14 protein-coding genes are annotated in these 17,219 nt (G+C 65.2%); 6 read left to right on the plus strand and 8 right to left on the minus strand.

Going from position 1 to position 17,219, the window contains the following annotated elements:
* The first annotated feature begins 120 nt into the window (after positions 1-120).
* From L0U81_RS24140 to L0U81_RS24150, 3 genes are all read left to right on the plus strand, one after another.
* Positions 121-1,158, plus strand: coding sequence for an AraC family transcriptional regulator (locus L0U81_RS24140; RefSeq protein ID WP_233806348.1), 1,038 nt, complete (start codon positions 121-123; stop codon positions 1,156-1,158).
* Positions 1,159-1,240: 82 nt separating this feature from the next.
* Positions 1,241-2,089, plus strand: a complete 849-nt coding sequence (locus L0U81_RS24145) for a shikimate dehydrogenase family protein (protein WP_233806350.1) — start codon at positions 1,241-1,243, stop codon at positions 2,087-2,089.
* 117 nt (positions 2,090-2,206) lie between these two features.
* The gene (locus L0U81_RS24150; protein WP_233806352.1) at positions 2,207-2,830 is read left to right on the plus strand and encodes an ABC transporter ATP-binding protein; all 624 of its coding nucleotides are present in this window, start codon (positions 2,207-2,209) and stop codon (positions 2,828-2,830) included.
* 1 nt (position 2,831) lies between these two features.
* Here L0U81_RS24150 and L0U81_RS24155 read toward each other — a convergent pair whose 3' ends face one another.
* Both L0U81_RS24155 and L0U81_RS24160 read right to left on the minus strand, forming a co-directional pair.
* Positions 2,832-3,839, minus strand: a complete 1,008-nt coding sequence (locus L0U81_RS24155; protein ID WP_233806354.1) for a zinc-dependent alcohol dehydrogenase family protein — start codon at positions 3,837-3,839, stop codon at positions 2,832-2,834.
* 26 nt (positions 3,840-3,865) lie between these two features.
* Entirely contained in the window at positions 3,866-4,180 is a 315-nt protein-coding gene (locus L0U81_RS24160; protein ID WP_233806356.1) for an antibiotic biosynthesis monooxygenase family protein, read from the minus strand.
* Between the two features lie 200 nt (positions 4,181-4,380).
* On the opposite strand from L0U81_RS24160, the gene copM reads away from it, so the two are divergent.
* Entirely contained in the window at positions 4,381-4,770 is a 390-nt protein-coding gene (copM, locus tag L0U81_RS24165) for a CopM family metallochaperone (protein WP_233806365.1), read from the plus strand.
* Positions 4,771-4,783: 13 nt separating this feature from the next.
* On the opposite strand, the gene L0U81_RS24170 is transcribed toward copM, so the two are convergent.
* The 4 genes from L0U81_RS24170 to prpC form a co-directional block, all read right to left on the minus strand.
* Positions 4,784-6,025, minus strand: coding sequence for an MFS transporter (locus L0U81_RS24170; protein WP_233806367.1), 1,242 nt, complete (start codon positions 6,023-6,025; stop codon positions 4,784-4,786).
* A gap of 35 nt (positions 6,026-6,060) precedes the next feature.
* Complete coding sequence (gene prpF / locus L0U81_RS24175; protein ID WP_233806376.1) at positions 6,061-7,245, minus strand: 2-methylaconitate cis-trans isomerase PrpF; 1,185 nt, start codon at positions 7,243-7,245, stop codon at positions 6,061-6,063.
* Between the two features lie 106 nt (positions 7,246-7,351).
* Positions 7,352-9,949 carry a Fe/S-dependent 2-methylisocitrate dehydratase AcnD gene (acnD, locus tag L0U81_RS24180; RefSeq protein ID WP_233806390.1) on the minus strand — a complete coding sequence of 866 codons (2,598 nt, stop codon included), beginning with the start codon at positions 9,947-9,949 and terminating at the stop codon, positions 7,352-7,354.
* A gap of 112 nt (positions 9,950-10,061) precedes the next feature.
* On the minus strand, positions 10,062-11,231 hold the full coding sequence (prpC, locus tag L0U81_RS24185; RefSeq protein WP_233806392.1) for a bifunctional 2-methylcitrate synthase/citrate synthase: 1,170 nt from the start codon (positions 11,229-11,231) through the stop codon (positions 10,062-10,064).
* Positions 11,232-11,466: 235 nt separating this feature from the next.
* Here prpC and prpR point away from each other — a divergent pair, with 235 nt between their 5' ends.
* Together prpR and L0U81_RS24195 are read left to right on the plus strand one after the other, a co-directional pair.
* On the plus strand, positions 11,467-13,425 hold the full coding sequence (prpR, locus tag L0U81_RS24190; RefSeq protein WP_233806408.1) for a propionate catabolism operon regulatory protein PrpR: 1,959 nt from the start codon (positions 11,467-11,469) through the stop codon (positions 13,423-13,425).
* A 73-nt stretch (positions 13,426-13,498) separates the two neighbouring features.
* Entirely contained in the window at positions 13,499-14,581 is a 1,083-nt protein-coding gene (locus L0U81_RS24195; protein WP_233806410.1) for a tartrate dehydrogenase, read from the plus strand.
* Positions 14,582-14,642: 61 nt separating this feature from the next.
* Here the strand turns inward: L0U81_RS24195 and L0U81_RS24200 are convergent, their stop codons facing one another.
* Together L0U81_RS24200 and L0U81_RS24205 are read right to left on the minus strand one after the other, a co-directional pair.
* Complete coding sequence (locus L0U81_RS24200; RefSeq protein ID WP_233806412.1) at positions 14,643-16,262, minus strand: hypothetical protein; 1,620 nt, start codon at positions 16,260-16,262, stop codon at positions 14,643-14,645.
* Positions 16,259-17,194 (minus strand): glycosyltransferase family 2 protein, encoded by a 936-nt coding sequence (locus L0U81_RS24205; protein ID WP_233806414.1) that lies wholly within the window; start codon positions 17,192-17,194, stop codon positions 16,259-16,261. Before L0U81_RS24205 ends, L0U81_RS24200 begins: the two co-directional genes overlap by 4 nt.
* Positions 17,195-17,219 lie beyond the last annotated feature (25 nt).

The raw sequence follows: 17,219 nt of genomic DNA on the forward strand, positions 1-17,219 counted from the left end.
GTTGTTTCTGGACACGGCTTGACCATGCGTCTCAAAATAGGGCGCGGGCGCGAAAAATGCTGGCTGGTTCGGCCCCGTCCTACCCGTCAACCCGTCCATGCATGCAATTGCGGTCATTTCATGAGCCAGCCTCCGTTACCGTCCCATCTCGCCGCCCGCGCCGCGGCCGATTCGTGCACGGTCGTGTCGACGAGCCGTTTCGGCACGCAAGGGCTCGCACCCGGCGAACAGTTTCTTGCGTGGCGCCAGCGGGTCGGTCACGTAATCGACGCGCCGCCGTCGAACGAGCAGATCGCCAACGGCTTTCGCGGCGAAATCGACCTGTACGCGACCGGTGGCATGGTGTTGACCGACTGTCGCACCGAAGCGATGCTGCTGGAGCGCTCGGTCGCGCGCATCTCCACGGACCAGCGGCGCGATTACGTGTTCCAGGTGTTCGTCGAGGGCGAGGTCGGGCACATCACGGGCATGCGCAAGAAACGCAGCGAGCCGGGCTCGGTAGCGGGCATCGTCGCGTTTGATCTGAACCAGCCGTTTCGCGTCGAGCGGCCCGATTGCCGGCTGCTGAGCCTGTTCGTGCCGGCGTCGCTGGTCGACGAGCAGTTGCGCGACGGCGTCGGAATCCACGGCCGCATCGTGCGTAACGAAGCGCCGCTCGCCGGCCTCGCGCTGCGCCATCTCGCGGCGCTCGCGCGTGAGATGACGGCGCTCGATGCCGCCGCCGCGATCGACGCGCTGCAGACCGGCAGGCAACTGATGGTCGCCGCATTCCGCAAGGAAGCACGACTGACCGGCGCCGACCGCGCGGCCTTGCAGTCGGCGTTGATGGCGCAGGTGCGCCGCTACATCGACGCGAACCTGCATCACGGCGACCTGACGCCGGAGCACGTCGTGCAGGCGCTGCATCTGAAACGCGCGACGATCTACCGCTGGTTCGAGCACGAGGGCGGGCTCGGCGCCTATATCCGCCATCGCCGGCTGCGCGAAGCGGCGGACGAACTGGTGCGCTTCCCGCAGCTTCAGGTCGCGGAAATCGCGTATGGATTGGGATTTGGCAGCGCGTCGGATTTCACGCGCGCATTTCGGCGCGCGTTCGACATGAGCCCGCAGGACCTGCGGGCTCGCGCGCTGGAGTTGCGCCAGGCGGACATCGCCTAGACGCGACCGGCGCAGCCGCTCGCACTCGCCGGAAGCGGCTCCAGCAAACTGCAAACGGACACCCATTTCAGGAGATTCGACCATGCAGCAGGCAGATACCCCTTCGGTTCTGGCGTCGCTCGACGCGGGTCTGAGCGGTGCGACGCGCGTGTATTTCATCGTCGGCGATCCGATTGCGCAGGTGCGCTCGCCGTCGGGTGTGACCGCTGCGCTGCGCGCGGCCGGCCGCGATGCGCTAGTGGTGCCCGCGCACGTCGCGCCCGCCGATCTGCCTGCGTTCTTCGCGGGCATCGCGGCGATGCGCAACGTCGATGGCGTGATCATCACGGTGCCGCACAAATTCAGCGCCGCGAGCTATTGCGCGACGCTTGCCGAAGCAGCGGCGTTCCTCGGCGCGGTCAACACGCTGCGCCGCAACGCTGACGGCAGCTGGCATGGCGGCATGTTCGACGGCACCGGCTTCGTCGCGGCCCTCGTCGCCGCGGGCTGCGAGTTACAGGGCAAGCGCGCGCTGCTGGTCGGCGCGGGGGGCGCGGGCTCGGCGATCGGCCATGCACTGATTCAGCGCGGCGTCGGCTCGCTCGACGTGCGCGACAACGACGCCGAACGCACCGGCTCGCTGAGCGCGCGGCTCAATGCGCTTGGGCGCGGCGAGGCGCGCGGAGTGGGGGCCGAACTGGATTTGAGCAGGTACGACGTGGTCGTCAACGCGTCGCTGCTCGGAATGCGCGCGGGCGATCCGCTGCCGATCGACGTCGCGCGCTTGCCGGCCACGACTTTTGTCGGCGACGTCGTAACGAAGCCGCCGCTCACGCCGCTGATCGAAGCGGCACGCGCGCACGGCTGCCCGACCGTGACGGGCACGCAAATGTTCGAACGCGTGTGTGACCGGATGGTGGAGTTTTTTCTGGAGACGGTGACGTCGGTGTAACCGCGCAGAAGCAGCAGGCGCGCTGCTACACTGGCGCGACATGACCGTGCTGAAGATTTCGCACGAGATGCGGCGCTGCCCTGCGCCGCGTTCCTATCGCCCACTGGGCGCCAACCGATGCTTCGATTCGACAACCTCAGCAAGCGCTATAGCGACCGCGTCCTGTTCGAAGGACTGCACTTCGACGCGACGTCCGGCTGCGTCGCGTTAAACGATGAATCCGGCAGTGGCAAATCGACGTTGCTCGCCATCCTCGCCGGCGCACTCGAAGCCGATACCGGCGACGTATGGGTCGGCGGCCATTCGCTGCGCGCCGCTGCGCACGCCGCGCACGCACTGCTCACGTACGTGCCGGAAGACAGCATGAGCTGGCCCGATCAGACCGGGCGCGACTATCTGCGCGAGGTCGCGTCGGCGCGACACAGCGCGCTCACCGACGACGTGCTCGCAATTGCCGAACGCTTCGGCCTCACCCCACATCTGGACAAACGTTTCGAGCAGATGTCATATGGCAGCCGCAAAAAGGTGTTTCTAACGGCGGCCGCGCTCGGCGAGACCCGCGTGCTGATCGCCGACGAACCGGCGGGCGGACTGGACGCGTCCGCGCGCGCCGTGCTCGCCGAGCTGTTCAGAACGCTCGGCGCCACGCGCACGGTATTTTTCACGAGCTACGACGAAGGATTCACGCAGGCCTGCGAGGCGACGCGTGTCTGTTTCGCGGACCTCGCGCGGGGCACCTGACTCAGATCGCCACGCAGATCTTGCCGAAGTGCGCACCTGATGCCTCGTGCCGGAACGCATCGGCTAGCTTGCCGAGCTCGAACGTGCTGTCGATCACGGGCTTGATGCCGGTCGTCTCCATCGCGCGCACCATGTCGATCTGATCCTGACGGCTGCCGACGATCAGCCCTTGCAGGCGCTGCTGCCGCACCATCAGATGCGCGGTCGGGACCGGTCCGGCGCGACCGGTCAAAACGCCGATCAGCGCGATATGCCCGCCGATGCGACACGCGGTGATGGATTGCGGCAACGTGCCGGGACCACCGACCTCGATCACGTGGTCCACGCCGCGTCCATTCGTCAGGTGACGCACCTCTTTGCCCCACTCGGGATTGTCGCGATAGTTGATCGTATGGTCGGCGCCGAGTTCGCGCAGCTTCGCGAGCTTCGCATCCGACGACGACGTCGCGATCACCGACGCCCCCATCGCCTTCGCCATCTGCAAACCGAAGATCGACACCCCGCCGGTACCGAGCACGAGCACCGTGCTGCCCGCCTTCAGCTGACCGTCGACGACGAGCGCGCGCCACGCAGTCAGCCCGGCCGTGGTCAGCGTGGCGGCTTCCGCGTGGCTATAGCCCGCTGGCGCATGCGTGAAGTATTGGCTCGGCAGCACCACGACTTCGCGTGCGTAACCGTCGACGCCGTCGCCGGGGGTGGTCGAAAAATCGCCGATCTCGGGCGAGCCGTTTTCCCACAACGGGAAGAAGCACGACATGACGTGATCGCCGGCCTTGAATTCGCTCACGCCCGCGCCGACCGCTTCGACGACGCCCCCGCCATCGGACATCGGGATGCGGCCCGCTTCGGCAGGCAGATTGCCGGAGACGACGCCGTAGTCGTGGTAGTTCAGCGAACTCGCGCGAATGCGCACTCGAATCTGCCCGGCAGTCGGCTGGCCGGGATCGGCGAGATCGACGACCTGCAAACTATCGACGGTGGCGGGCGAACCGATTCTGACGGCTTTCATGGTTTCGTTCCTCGATGAATGGCGCGTTATCTAACGGTCTGGATCACTTCGAAGCCTTCGAATTCCGGGTGGCCGAGATACAGCACGCGGTTTTCGTTGCCGGCGCTGCGATGCGCGGCGCGAAAGGCGTCGGACTTCGTCCATGCTTCGAACGATGCGTAGTCGCGCCAGATGGTATGGCTCGAATAGAGCACGTGATCGTCCTTGCTCGGTCCCTTCAGCAAATGGAATTCGACGAAGCCCGGCACCTCTTTCAGATGGGTGTCGCGCGTGGTCCACAGATGTTCGAAGGCGGCCTCGGAGCCGGGTGCCACTTTGAAGCGGTTCATCGCGATGTACATGCTGTCAGCCTCGTTGCGTAAGTGATGCTGATGATGCTGGATTGGTCATCCGGTCGCGTTTCATTATAGGCGTGGCATCGGATTGGATTCGCTTGACCCTACCACGGTGGGAAGCTCCACACTTTTCGAAGTGTCCGTTACCTGCCCGATAGAATCGCGCAGATCACATCGGCCACGCACTTCAGCAACGGAGAACCGATATGAAAAGCCTTCGCGCGTTGCGCGCTCTCTGTGTGTTTGGTGGTTTTGCCTTGGCGGCGGCGGCTCTGCCCGCTCAGGCGCAACATCAGAACATGCCCCACATGGGCATGTCGGGCCCGGCGGACGCGAGCGCCTCGACGCAAGCCTTCAAGGCCGCCGACGAGCGCATGATGCATGACATGAGCGCCCCCGAATACACCGGCGACGCCGACCGGGATTTCGTCGCGCACATGATCCCGCATCATCAGGGTGCGATCGAGATGGCGCAGGCGGAGTTGAAATACGGCAAAGACCCGGAGATCAAGCAGCTCGCGCGCAATATCATCAAGGCGCAGCATGATGAGATCGCGTTCATGCAGCGCTGGCTGGAAAAGCACGGCGGCAAATGACGCCCTGCGAGCGTCACCAGCGCGGCTGCTTGCGCAACAACGGCGTCATCGCGATCAGACCGATGATCGGCCCCGGCAGCAGAAGCCACGCGACGCGCACGTCGAGCGTTTGAAAGATGCTCGTCGACCACAGGATCGAGCATGCGGACAGGAAAAAGCCGAAGCTGTTCTGCAGCGTCAACGCGCCGCCGATCTTGTCGGCCGGACAGGCCTTGACGGACAGCGCCGAAAACTGCGGCGAATCGGCGACCACGCTGATGCCCCACACGAGCAGCAGCGCAAGCTGCGCGGTGGTGCCGAGCGCGGTGGTAAGCGGATAAATGGCGCACAGGGTGCCCGATATCGTCAGCGCAAGCGCGGCGGTACGCGCGCTGCCGACCGATTTGCTGAGCCTGCCGCCGAACAGGCAGCCGAGCGCACCGATCGCGATGATCAGGAATGACCACAACGCGACGCTGCCCGGCGCTGCCGGCGCGCCGCTCGCGAACGCGCGCTGCACGAGGAGCGGGGTCAGTGTCCAGAACGCGTACAACTCCCACATGTGGCCGAAATAGCCGAGCGCGGCCGCGCGAAACTCGCTGATGCGCACCACCTGCCCAACGCCCGCCGACAAACCGAAGCGACGGTTGCCCGAGTGCCGCGCGTGCGGTCCCTCGCCAAGTACGAACACCAGCAGCGCGCCGATCACCGCCAGCCCCGATGAAGTGAGCACCACGATTTGCCACGGCACGCCCGACAGCAACGCGCGAATCGCATGCACCGACGCCGTGCCGAGCGTCAGCATCGCGACGAGCAACGCAAGCGTCTGCGCGGCGCGGCGCGGATCCCATGTGACGAGCAGCTTCATCCCGAGCGGATAGATGCCCGCGAGCGCAACGCCCACGCCAAAGCGAAACACGAGCGCGGACGGGAGGCCGCTGCTGCACAGCGCGAACAGCGCATTCAAGGCCGCGCCGAGCACGCCGCAAACAGCGAACACCTTGCTCGCCGACACGCGATCCGCGAGTCCGGTGGTCGCCGACAGCAAGGTCCCGACGATAAAGCCGGCCTGCACCGCATTCGTCAGCCAGCCGATATCCGACGCGCTCAGTTGCCACGCGAGCTGCAGATCGCGCATCGCGCCGTTCGCGCTGAACCACAGCGAGGTGCCGAGCAATTGCGCAATCGCGATCACGAGCGCCGCGCGTTTCGCGTGCGCGAGCTCGCGCGCCGCGTCACCGGGATTCGTTGCGTCGGCGTCCAGCCTGTTGCGCATCGTGCCTCCTCTGCGTGGCCGGCATCGGCGGCGCCTCAGCCTTGCTGCGGCACCCTGACCCAACCCTCCATCAACACACGGGCGCTGCGGCTCATCATCGCCTTCGTGACGACCCACTCGCCGTCTTTCAGACTCGCCTGCGCGCCGACGCGCAACGTGCCCGACGGATGTCCGAAGCGCACCGCCTCGCGCTCGCCGCCGCCCGCCGCCTGATTGACGAGCGTTCCCGCGATCGCCGCCGCGGTACCGATCGCGACCGCCGCCGTGCCCATCATCGCGTGATGCAGCTTGCCCATCGACATCGCGCGCACCAGCAAGTCGACCTCGCCCGCGCGCACCGGCTTGCCGCTCGACGCGACATAATCCACGGGCTTCGCCACGAACGCGACCTTCGGCGTGTGCTGCCGCGTCGCGATCTCGTCGAGGTGCTTGATGAGCCCCATGCGCAGCGCGCCGTGCGCGCGAATCGTCTCGAACATCGCGAGCGCCTTCGCGTCGCTATTGATCGCGTCCTGCAACTCGGTGCCCTTGTAGCCGATCGCTTCGGCCTCGACGAAGATCGTCGGAATGCCCGCGTTGATCATCGTCGCCTTCAACGTGCCGACGCCGGGCACCTCCAGGTCGTCGACGAGGTTGCCGGTCGGGAACATCGCGCCGCCCGCGCCGTCTTCGTCGGCGGCCGGGTCCATGAATTCGAGCGGCACTTCGGCGGCCGGAAAGGTCACGCCGTCGAGTTCGAAATCGCCGGTTTCCTGCACCGCGCCGCCGGTCATCGGCACGTGCGCGATGATCGTCTTGCCGATATTGGCCTGCCAGATGCGCACGATCGCGACGCCGTCGCGCGGCACGCGGCTCGCATCGACGAGGCCCGCGCTGATGGCAAACGGCCCGACCGCGGCTGACAGGTTGCCGCAATTACCGCTCCAGTCGACGAACGCCTTATCGATCGACACCTGACCGAACAGATAGTCGACGTCGTGATCGGGCCGGCTGCTGCGCGAAATGATCACGGTCTTGCTGGTGCTCGACGTCGCGCCGCCCATGCCGTCGATCTGCTTGCCGTACGGATCGGGACTGCCGATCACGCGCATCAGCAGCGCATCGCGCGCGGCGCCCGGTCGCTGCGCGGCCTCGGGCAGATCCTGCAGACGGAAAAACACGCCCTTGCTCGTGCCGCCGCGCATATAGGTGGCCGGAATCCTGATCTGGGGTAAGTGCATGAAAGTGTCCTGAGATGACGTGATCTTTGATGAAGGGCGATGCGGCTCGTCAAGCCGCATCGCCCTGGTCTGTTGTGACGTTCACTGCAAAGCGCGCGTCAACTCATCAAGCCGCCGCCTTGGTCGACTCGAGAAAGTCCTGCGCGAAACGCTGCAGCACGCCGCCGGCCTCGTAGATCGACACCTCTTCGGCCGTATCGAGCCGGCACGTCACCGGCACTTCTACGCGCTCGCCATTGCGACGATGAATCACCAGCGTCAGATCGGCGCGCGGCTTGCGCCCGCCGATCACGTCGAACGTCTCGGTACCGTCGATGCCGAGCGTCAGGCGATTCACACCGGGCTTGAATTCAAGCGGCAACACGCCCATGCCGACGAGGTTCGTGCGGTGAATCCGCTCGAAGCCCTCAGCGACAATCGCTTCCGTGCCCGCCAGCCGCACGCCCTTCGCCGCCCAATCGCGCGACGAACCCTGGCCGTAGTCGGCGCCCGCGATCACGATCAGGGGTTGCTTGCGTTCCATATACGTTTCAATCGCTTCCCACATACGCGTGACCTTGCCCTCGGGCTCGATGCGCGCGAGCGAACCGGCCTTCACCTGGCCGTTCTCCAGCACCATCTCGTTCTTCAGCGTCGGGTTCGCGAAGGTCGCGCGCTGCGCGGTCAAGTGATCGCCGCGATGGGTCGCGTACGAGTTGAAGTCCTCTTCGGGCAGGCCCATTTTCGTCAGGTACTCGCCGGCCGCGCTGTCGGGCAGAATCGCGTTCGACGGCGACAGGTGATCCGTCGTGATGTTGTCGCCGAGCACGGCCAACGCCCGCATGCCCTTGAGCGTGCGCTCGCCGGCCAGCGCGCCTTCCCAGTACGGCGGACGGCGAATATAGGTGCTTTGCGCGCGCCAGTCGTACAGCGGGTCGGCTTTCGCCCCGGTATCGGCGTGCACCGCGAACATCGGTTCGTACACCTTGCGGAATTGTTCCGGCTTCACGCTCGCCGCGACGATCGTATCGATCTCCGCATCCGACGGCCACAGATCTTTCAGCGTGACCGCATGACCGTCGGCATCGACGCCGAGCACATCCTTCTCGATGTCGAAGCGGATCGTGCCCGCGATCGCATACGCGACCACCAGCGGCGGCGAGGCGAGAAACGCCTGCTTCGCATACGGATGGATTCGTCCGTCGAAGTTGCGGTTGCCCGACAGTACGGCGGTCGCATACAGATCGCGTTCGATCACTTCCTTCTGGATCACCGGGTCGAGCGCACCGGACATGCCGTTGCACGACGTGCACGCATACGCGACGACGCCGAAGCCGAGCTGTTCGAGCTCAGGCAGCAGCCCCGCCTCTTCCAGATACAGCGTGACGGCCTTCGAGCCCGGCGCGAGCGAGCTCTTGACCCACGGCTTGCGCACGAGTCCGCGCCGGTTCGCGTTGCGCGCGACCAAGCCCGCCGCGATCATGTTGCGCGGATTGTTCGTGTTCGTGCAGCTCGTGATCGCTGCGATGATCACCGCGCCGTCCGGCATCAGACCGGGCACGTTCTCGACCTTGCCGCTCACGCCGCGCGCGGCCAGCTCTGACACCGGCAAGCGCCGATGCGGATTCGACGGTCCCGCGAGCGTGCGCACCACGCTCGACAGATCGAACTTCAGCACGCGCTCGTACTCGGCGTGCTTCAGCGTATCGGCCCACAAGCCGGTGTGCTTCGCATACGTCTCGACGAGTCCGACGAGTTCGTCGTCGCGGCCGGTCAGCTTCAGATAGCGGATCGTCTGCTCGTCGATATAGAACATCGCGGCAGTCGCGCCGAACTCGGGCGCCATGTTCGCGATCGTCGCGCGATCGCCCAAGGTCAGGTTCGCCGCGCCTTCGCCATAGAACTCCAGGTACGCGCCGACCACCTTCTCTTTACGCAAGAATTCGGTCAACGACAGAACCACGTCGGTCGCGGTGATGCCTTCGCCCGGCTTGCCGGAGAGCTCCACGCCGACGATGTCCGGCAGCCGCATATACGACGCGCGGCCGAGCATCACGCTCTCCGCTTCGAGGCCGCCGACGCCGATCGCAATCACGCCGAGCGCGTCGACCATCGGCGTATGCGAGTCGGTGCCGACGAGCGTGTCGGGAAACGCGACGCCGTCCTTCACCTGCACGACCGGGCTCATGCGTTCGAGGTTGATCTGATGCAGGATGCCGTTGCCCGGCGGGATCACGTCGACGTTGCGAAACGCGCGCTTGGTCCAGTTGATGAAATCGAAGCGGTCTTCGTTACGGCGATCTTCGATCGCGCGATTCTTCGCGAACGCATCCGGATCGAAACCGCCGCATTCAACCGCCAGCGAGTGATCGACGACGAGCTGCGTCGGCACCACGGGATTCACGAGCGCCGGATCGCCACCTTGCGCGGCGATCGCATCGCGCAGACCCGCCAGATCGACGAGCGCGGTCTGGCCGAGAATGTCGTGACACACGACGCGCGCCGGGAACCACGGAAAATCCAGCTCGCGCTTGCGCTCGATGATCTGTTTCAGCGAAGCGGTGAGCGTCACCGGATCGCAGCGGCGCACCAGGTTTTCAGCGAGCACGCGCGACGTGTACGGAAGCTTGTCATAGGCGCCGGGTTTGATCGCATCGACCGCGGCACGCGTATCGAAGAAGTCGAGCCCGGTGCCCGGAAGACGTTTGCGGTTGGCAGTATTCATGAGGTGGGAACAGGACGGTTATCGGCCGCAGGACAGAATGCCGGCGGCCTGCGGCGGCGCTTCGCTCGCGCGGCCGGTCGGACAGTGCGGTTAGTTTAGCTCGCTGCTCGCCTCAAACGCGCTTCGCCAGCGGCACGAACGGCAGATCGTCCGGACCGGTGTAATTCGCGCTCGGACGAATGATCTTGTTGTCGACGCGCTGCTCGATGATGTGCGCGCTCCAGCCGGCCGTACGCGAGATCACGAACAGCGGCGTGAACATGGCGGTCGGCACGCCCATCATGTGGTACGACACCGCGCTGAACCAGTCGAGGTTCGGGAACATCTTCTTGGCGTCCCACATCACCGATTCGAGCCGCTCGGCGATCGAGAACAGCTTCGTGTTGCCCGCTTCCTTCGACAGCTTCTTCGCGACTTCCTTGATCACCTTGTTGCGCGGGTCCGAGATCGTGTACACCGGATGACCGAAGCCGATCACGACTTCCTTGTTCTCGACGCGGCGGCGGATATCGGCTTCCGCTTCGTCGGGTGTCTGGTAGCGCGACTGGATTTCGAATGCGGCTTCATTGGCGCCACCGTGCTTCGGGCCGCGCAGCGCGCCGATCGCGCCGGTGATCGCCGAGTAGATGTCCGAGCCCGTGCCCGCGATCACGCGGCCGGTGAACGTCGAGGCGTTGAACTCGTGCTCCGCGTACAGGTTCAGCGACACGTGCATCGCGTCGACCCACGCCTTCGACGGCTCGACGCCGTGCAGCAGATGCAGGAAATGGCCGCCGATCGAATCGTCGTCGGTTTCGACCTCGATGCGCTTGCCGTTGTGCGAGTAGTGATACCAGTACAGCAGCATCGAGCCGAGCGAGGCCATCAGCTTGTCGGCAATGTCGCGCGCGCCGGGCAGGTTGTGGTCGTCCTTCTCGGGCAGCACCGTGCCGAGCACCGACACGCCGGTGCGCATCACGTCCATCGGATGCGCGGCGGCGGGAATCCATTCGAGCGCGGCCTTCACGTTCGCGGGCAGGCCGCGCATCGACTTCAGCTTCGTCTTGTACGCGGTGAGTTCGGCCTGGGTCGGCAGCTTGCCGTGGACCAGCAGATGCGCGATTTCCTCGAATTCACACGCGCCGGCGATGTCGAGAATGTCGTAGCCGCGATAGTGCAGATCGTTGCCGGTCTTGCCGACCGTGCACAGCGCGGTGTTGCCCGCGGTCACGCCGGACAGCGCGACGGATTTCTTCGGCTTGAAAGCGCCTGCGTTCGGCGTGCTGTTGTCTGCTTCGCTCATGTTGTCTCCAGAATGAGTGGAAATTTGGGTCTTTGCTTCGACTGGGCGACCTTGTACGCAAAGAACGGGCCAGGCCGTGCGCGTCCGGCTAAGTGCCTGATTCGACGCAAGTCTCACCAAACGATCAGGCGACTCTCTGCACACTCCATTTCATTAATGAAACCGCGAATTTCAAATTGGCAACGAATGCTTGCATAATAGAGATCCCAACTCACCCCGCCACGAGCCGCCGACCTTGAGCACGCCTCTGTACGAACCGCCGCAGCGTCCACGCGTCTGGGCGCTCAGCATCAGCCGCCTGCGCGATCTGTTCTTCGACATCGCCGGCGAATATGTGGAACGCGCGGATATTCGCATCGTGTCGCACGCCTTCGAAGACGCGGTCCGCGAAATCGAAGGCGCGGGCGCCGCGCGTCCCGACGTCGTGCTCGCGGGCGGCTCGAACGGCGCATATCTGAAAACGCGCGTGTCAGTGCCGGTCGTGCGGATCAGCCCGACCGGCTACGACGTGATGCATGCGCTCGCGCGCGCGCGTCGCGAAGGCGCGCGTGTCGCGCTCGTCACGCACGGCGACACGCCCGACGAACTGCGCCGCTTCACCGCCGCTTACGCGCTCGACGTCACGTTCGCGTCGTATCAGTCCGCGCAGGACGCCGAGAGCGTCGTGCTCGATCTCAGCGATCGCGGCATCGACGTCGTGGTCGGCCCGGGGATGGTCACCGATCTGGCCGCGAGCGCGGGCATGGGCGCGGTATTTCTGTACTCGCGCGCGTCGGTGCGCGCCGGCTTCGACACCGCGCTCGAAGTCGCCCAGGCGACGCGCCGCGAAACCGTGCGGCGTCAGCGGCTCGACACGCTGCTGCAGCATCTGCGCGACGGCGTGGTCGCGCTCGATGCGCAAGGCCGCATCGAAGTGATGAACCAGCGTCTCGCGAGCGTGCTCGGCATCGATGCCGCGAAGGCGGTCGGCCGCGCGCTGCACGATCTCGCGCCGGACCTCGCGGGCAGTCTGCCCGATGCGGACGGCGACAGTTTTTGCACGGTGCGCGGCGCGAGCTATGTCGTGCATCGCGGGCCGCTCGCGAGCAGCGGCGCGGCGCCGGGCACCGTTCTGACGTTTCAGGAATCGCGCGCGGTCGAGCGGCTCGATCGCACGCTGCGGGCTCGTCAACGCGTGCAGCAGTTCACCGCGCGCTACCGGCTCGACGATATCGTCGGCGCGTCGGAATCGATCGAACGGGTGCGCGCGCTCGTCGCGCGTTATGCGAGATCGGATGCGACCGTGCTGATTCTCGGCGAGAGCGGCACCGGCAAGGAGATGGTCGCGCAGAGCATGCATCAGCTGAGCGCACGGCGCGACTTCGCGTTCGTCGCGATCAACTGCGGGGCGTTTCCGGAGGCGCTGCTCGAAAGCGAGCTGTTCGGCTACGAGGAAGGCGCCTTCACCGGCGCGCGCAAGGGCGGCAAGGCGGGGCTGATCGAGGTCGCGCATCGCGGCACGCTGTTTCTCGACGAGATCGGCGAGATGCCGTTGCCGTTGCAGAGCCGCCTGCTGCGCGTGTTGCAGGAGCGCGAAGTGGTGCGGCTCGGTTCGACGGAGCCGACGCGCGTCGATATCCGCGTCGTCGCGGCGACGCATCGCGCGCTCACCGAGAGCGTTGCGGCCGGCAGTTTCCGCGCCGATCTGTACTACCGGCTCAATATCCTCAGCATCGCCCTGCCGCCGCTGCGCGAGCGGCCGAACGACCTGCTGCCGCTGGCCGCCGAGCTGTTGCGCCAGACGGCCGCGCGCGAGCCGAGGCTGGCGGCGCGCGTGCCCGACGCGGACACCGCCGCGCGCATGCTGGAGGGTTTGGGCGCGGCGTTGCGGCGCTACGCGTGGCCGGGCAATGTACGCGAGTTGCAGAACGTGATCGAGCGGATCGTGGTTGAACTCGCGGATAGCGATGCGGACACGGATGCGAGCGCGGCACTCGTCACGCGCGACCTGCTGCGCGCAGTCGCGCCGGAAATCGTCGAGCCGATCGCGCGCGCGAAGCCGGCCGCGCTGACGCTGCGCGAGCGCAGCCGTCATGTCGAAGCCGATGAGATCCGCGCGGTGCTCGCGGCTCATGAAGGCGATCGCGATGCGGCGTGCGCCGCGTTGGGCATCAGCAAGACGACGTTGTGGCGCAAGCTGAATGCGGGGCGTTAGGCACGCACCAAAGGCGCACGCATAAAATAACCGCCACCGCATCCCCAACCCATTCCGCAAGGAGAAGCCCAGCATGTCGAAGAAATACCGGATTGCCGTCATCCCCGGCGACGGCATCGGCGTCGAGGTGATGCCCGAAGCGCTGCGCGTACTCGAGGTCGCGACCCAACGCTTCGGCATCGAGCTCGAGTATCAGCACATCGAGTGGGCAAGCTGCGACTACTACGCGAAGCACGGCAAGATGATGCCGGACGACTGGAAAGCGCAACTGCAATCGGCCGATGCGATCCTGTTCGGCGCGGTCGGCTGGCCCGATACCGTGCCCGATCACATCTCGCTGTGGGGGTCGCTGCTGAAGTTTCGCCGCGAGTTCGACCAGTATGTGAATCTGCGGCCCGCACGGCTTTTTGCGGGCGTGCCGTCGCCGCTCGCGGGACGCAAGGCCGGCGACATCGATTTCTGGATCGTGCGCGAGAATACCGAGGGCGAGTACTCGTCGGTGGGCGGCGTGATGTTCGAAGGCACCGAGCGCGAATTCGTGCTGCAGGAGTCGGTGTTCACGCGGCACGGAAGCGAGCGTGTGCTGAAGTTCGCGTTCGATCTCGCGCAGCGCCGCGCGCGCAAGAAAATCACCGTCGCGACGAAAAGCAACGGCATCGCGATCAGCATGCCCTGGTGGGACAAATGCGCGGCCGCTATCGCCGCGCAGTATCCGGATGTCACATGGGACAAGCAGCACATCGACATCCTGTGCGCGCGTTTCGTGCTGAACCCGGACCGTTTCGACGTGGTCGTCGCGACCAATCTGTTCGGCGACATCCTGTCCGATCTCGGCCCCGCGTGCACGGGCACCATCGGCCTCGCGCCGTCGGGCAACCTGAATCCGGACCGCAGGTTTCCGTCGCTGTTCGAGCCGGTGCACGGCTCGGCACCCGACATCGCGGGCAAGCACATCGCGAATCCGATCGCGATGATCTGGTCGGCCGCGATGATGCTCGACTTCCTCGGCCATTCGAGCGGCAAGGAGCGCGAAGCGCACGACGCGATCCTGCAGGCGATCGAGGCGACGCTGATCGAAGGTCCGCATACCGCCGACCTCGGCGGTCAGGCGAGCACGAGTGAAGTCGGCAAGGCCATTGCGGCCAAACTCGCGTGACATGAATGAAGCGCCGGGCGCGCAGGCCGCGTGAACGCGCGGCGCAACGTCGGGTGCGCCGTTATCGACAGTTGCGCCGCTCGTAGAGCGACCATTCGCCCTCGTGGGTCACGAGGGCGACATCGCATTCGTTATTGGCGAAGAAATCTTTCGGCAATGGCCCTTCCTTGCGAACGAAGAAATAGCGGTACTGACGGCCGTTGTCCTTGTTCCATTCGAAACTTCCCGGATTGTGTTCGAGCACCGGGGGGGAGATGGGCATCAAGCCCGGCCTGAAGCGCGCGATCTGCGGCACGAAAGTCGCGAAGTTCAGATCGACGAAACCGTGTTTCTCCGCCTGATACCACAGCGACTGGTGCTCGTACGCGAACGGGCTCCTGTAGGCAGGACTCGCGCGATCGAAGACGAGGCTCAGCGCGCGCTGCCCCGGCTCGGCTTGCTCGAGCAACTCCCCCAGCGGCGCAATCTCGACGGCGAAACGATGCAGACGAATCGTCTGGTCCGCGAAAAAGATCCAGCACCCCGCGATGATCAACGCTTGCACGCCCACGCCAGGCAGCGTGCCCGAAGTCGAGCCGGACGACGCACGGCGAGCGCCGCTCGCGGTGGATTGCGGCGCGCAGAACATCAGCGCATAGGCGGGCAGCAGAAACACTGCAAAACGGTGATACAGGTACGCGGTCTTCAGCGCCGTGCCGGGCACGAGGAACCACACAATCGCCACGGCGAGCATCGGCACGATGACCGAGCGATCGGGATTGATCCGGTTGCGCCACAACCACGGCGCGGCGAACATCAGTGCGACGAGGGGCAAATACACCGCCGCGCCCTTGTTCATGCCCCACACGTACACTGGCAGCGAGACGAGGCGCTGCCAGTCGAAGCCCCATCCGAATACGTCTATCCCGGGCAACGGCCGCCCGAGTAGCGGATCGGTCGCGCGGCTCCACAGCATATACGCGATGCACAGCACGCCGAGCGGCACGAACGGCGCCAGCGCGAGTATCTTGCGCGCGAACGTCTTCTGTTTGACCAGCACGAAGCCGACGCCTATCACCATCGCGAACAGAAACACGAGCCCGTGACAGAAGAACAGCGCCGTGCCCGCAACGAACATCCCTACACCCTTCCTGACCGAGGTCTGCGTCGCATAGTCGTGCGAGAGCCACATGAACAGAATGCCCAACGGTGTCGCGACCAGAAACGTATAGAAGCCCCACGTGAAGGCGAAGCCGAAAAATCCCGGCACGAACAGCCAGTCGAGCCGTGGATCGCCGCCCAGATAGCGGCGAAACCCGACGCACGATGCCACGAACGCGAAGTACGCGAGCATCAGCACAGACTTGAGCGCGGCGCCGATCGGCATCAGATACGTGAGCGGCAGCGCGATGCCGTAGCCGACGAGATACGGCGTGAGCAGGTTGAGCTGCACGAGGTTTTGCCAGGGCGACGTATGCGCGAGCAGATCACGCAGCAACATCACCTGTCCGGCGTGTTGCGGCAAGTCGACCAACGGCGGACGCGGCGCGATCCAGAACAACGCTCCGCCATACAGTACGGTGACGATGAACAGCACGCGAGGAACAATCGCGGCGAGCCGGCCGGAGCGCGCAAACACGTCTGCGGACACCGTCTCGATGTCCGCACTCGCCGGCGCGGAACGATCGACGGGAGAATTCATAGCGTTTGCTCAATGATGAAACGAGGACGCTGCTTGGTTTCGGCATACGTCTTCGAGATGTAGCCGCCGATCACACCGAGGAAAAGCAACTGGATACCACCGAGGAAGTACATCGGAATCACCGTCGACGCCCAGCCGGGCACCGTGAGATTGGTGAAGATGCGCGCATAGAGGGCCCATGCGCCGAAGCATAGCGAACCGACCGCCAGCAATGCGCCGAGGCGCGTACTCCATTGCAGGGGTACGGCGGAGAACGACGTGATGCCGTCGAACGCAAGGATGAGCATTTTGCCGAGCGGGTATTTGCTCTCGCCCGCAAAGCGCGGAGCACGCTCGTATTCGACGATCGCAGTCTTGAACCCCAGCAGCGGAATGATGCCGCGCAGGAACAGATTGACCTCCTGAAACTGCCGTAGCGCTTCCACGGTCTTGCGGCTCATCAGGCGAAAATCCGCATGGCCCGGCAGGATGTCGACGCCGAACGTCCGCAGCAGCCTGTAGTAGTTGCGAGCGGTGAAGCGCTTGAAGAATGTGTCCGTCGTACGCTTGTGACGCACACCGAAGACGATTTCCGCCCCCGACTGATATTCCGCGAGCATGCGCGGAATGGCTTCGATATCGTCCTGAAGATCGGCGTCGAGGCTGACGAGCACATCGCCCTGAGCCGTCATCAGGCCGGCAAGCAGCGCATTCTGATGGCCGCGATTGCGCGAGAGTTTGATGCCGCCGCAGTGGGCGTCCTGTGCGTGCAGCGCTTCAATGATCGACCAGGTGTGGTCGCGGGAACCGTCGTCGATGAAAGTGATGCGGCTTTCGTTGCTTACGTCGCCGGCTTCGATCAATCGCTCCAGAAGTGCGAGAAGCCGCTTGCTCGTCTCGGAGAGTACCTCTTCTTCGTTGTAGCACGGTACGACGAGATTCATCATCGTCATAGGCAAATCCCCATTCTGTAGCTGG

This window comes from Paraburkholderia sp. HP33-1 (assembly GCF_021390595.1).
Classification (GTDB): domain Bacteria; phylum Pseudomonadota; class Gammaproteobacteria; order Burkholderiales; family Burkholderiaceae; genus Paraburkholderia.

Coding starts and splice junctions, on each gene's coding strand:
- copM (WP_233806365.1), top strand. CDS start 4,381: ATGAAAAGCCTTCGCGCGTTGCGCGCTCTCTGTGTGTTTGGTGGTTTT.
- L0U81_RS24170 (WP_233806367.1), bottom strand. CDS start 6,025: ATGCGCAACAGGCTGGACGCCGACGCAACGAATCCCGGTGACGCGGCG.
- L0U81_RS24195 (WP_233806410.1), top strand. CDS start 13,499: ATGTCGAAGAAATACCGGATTGCCGTCATCCCCGGCGACGGCATCGGC.
- L0U81_RS24145 (WP_233806350.1), top strand. CDS start 1,241: ATGCAGCAGGCAGATACCCCTTCGGTTCTGGCGTCGCTCGACGCGGGT.
- acnD (WP_233806390.1), bottom strand. CDS start 9,949: ATGAATACTGCCAACCGCAAACGTCTTCCGGGCACCGGGCTCGACTTC.
- L0U81_RS24155 (WP_233806354.1), bottom strand. CDS start 3,839: ATGAAAGCCGTCAGAATCGGTTCGCCCGCCACCGTCGATAGTTTGCAG.
- L0U81_RS24150 (WP_233806352.1), top strand. CDS start 2,207: ATGCTTCGATTCGACAACCTCAGCAAGCGCTATAGCGACCGCGTCCTG.
- L0U81_RS24205 (WP_233806414.1), bottom strand. CDS start 17,194: ATGACGATGATGAATCTCGTCGTACCGTGCTACAACGAAGAAGAGGTA.
- L0U81_RS24200 (WP_233806412.1), bottom strand. CDS start 16,262: ATGAATTCTCCCGTCGATCGTTCCGCGCCGGCGAGTGCGGACATCGAG.
- L0U81_RS24140 (WP_233806348.1), top strand. CDS start 121: ATGAGCCAGCCTCCGTTACCGTCCCATCTCGCCGCCCGCGCCGCGGCC.
- prpC (WP_233806392.1), bottom strand. CDS start 11,231: ATGAGCGAAGCAGACAACAGCACGCCGAACGCAGGCGCTTTCAAGCCG.
- L0U81_RS24160 (WP_233806356.1), bottom strand. CDS start 4,180: ATGTACATCGCGATGAACCGCTTCAAAGTGGCACCCGGCTCCGAGGCC.
- prpF (WP_233806376.1), bottom strand. CDS start 7,245: ATGCACTTACCCCAGATCAGGATTCCGGCCACCTATATGCGCGGCGGC.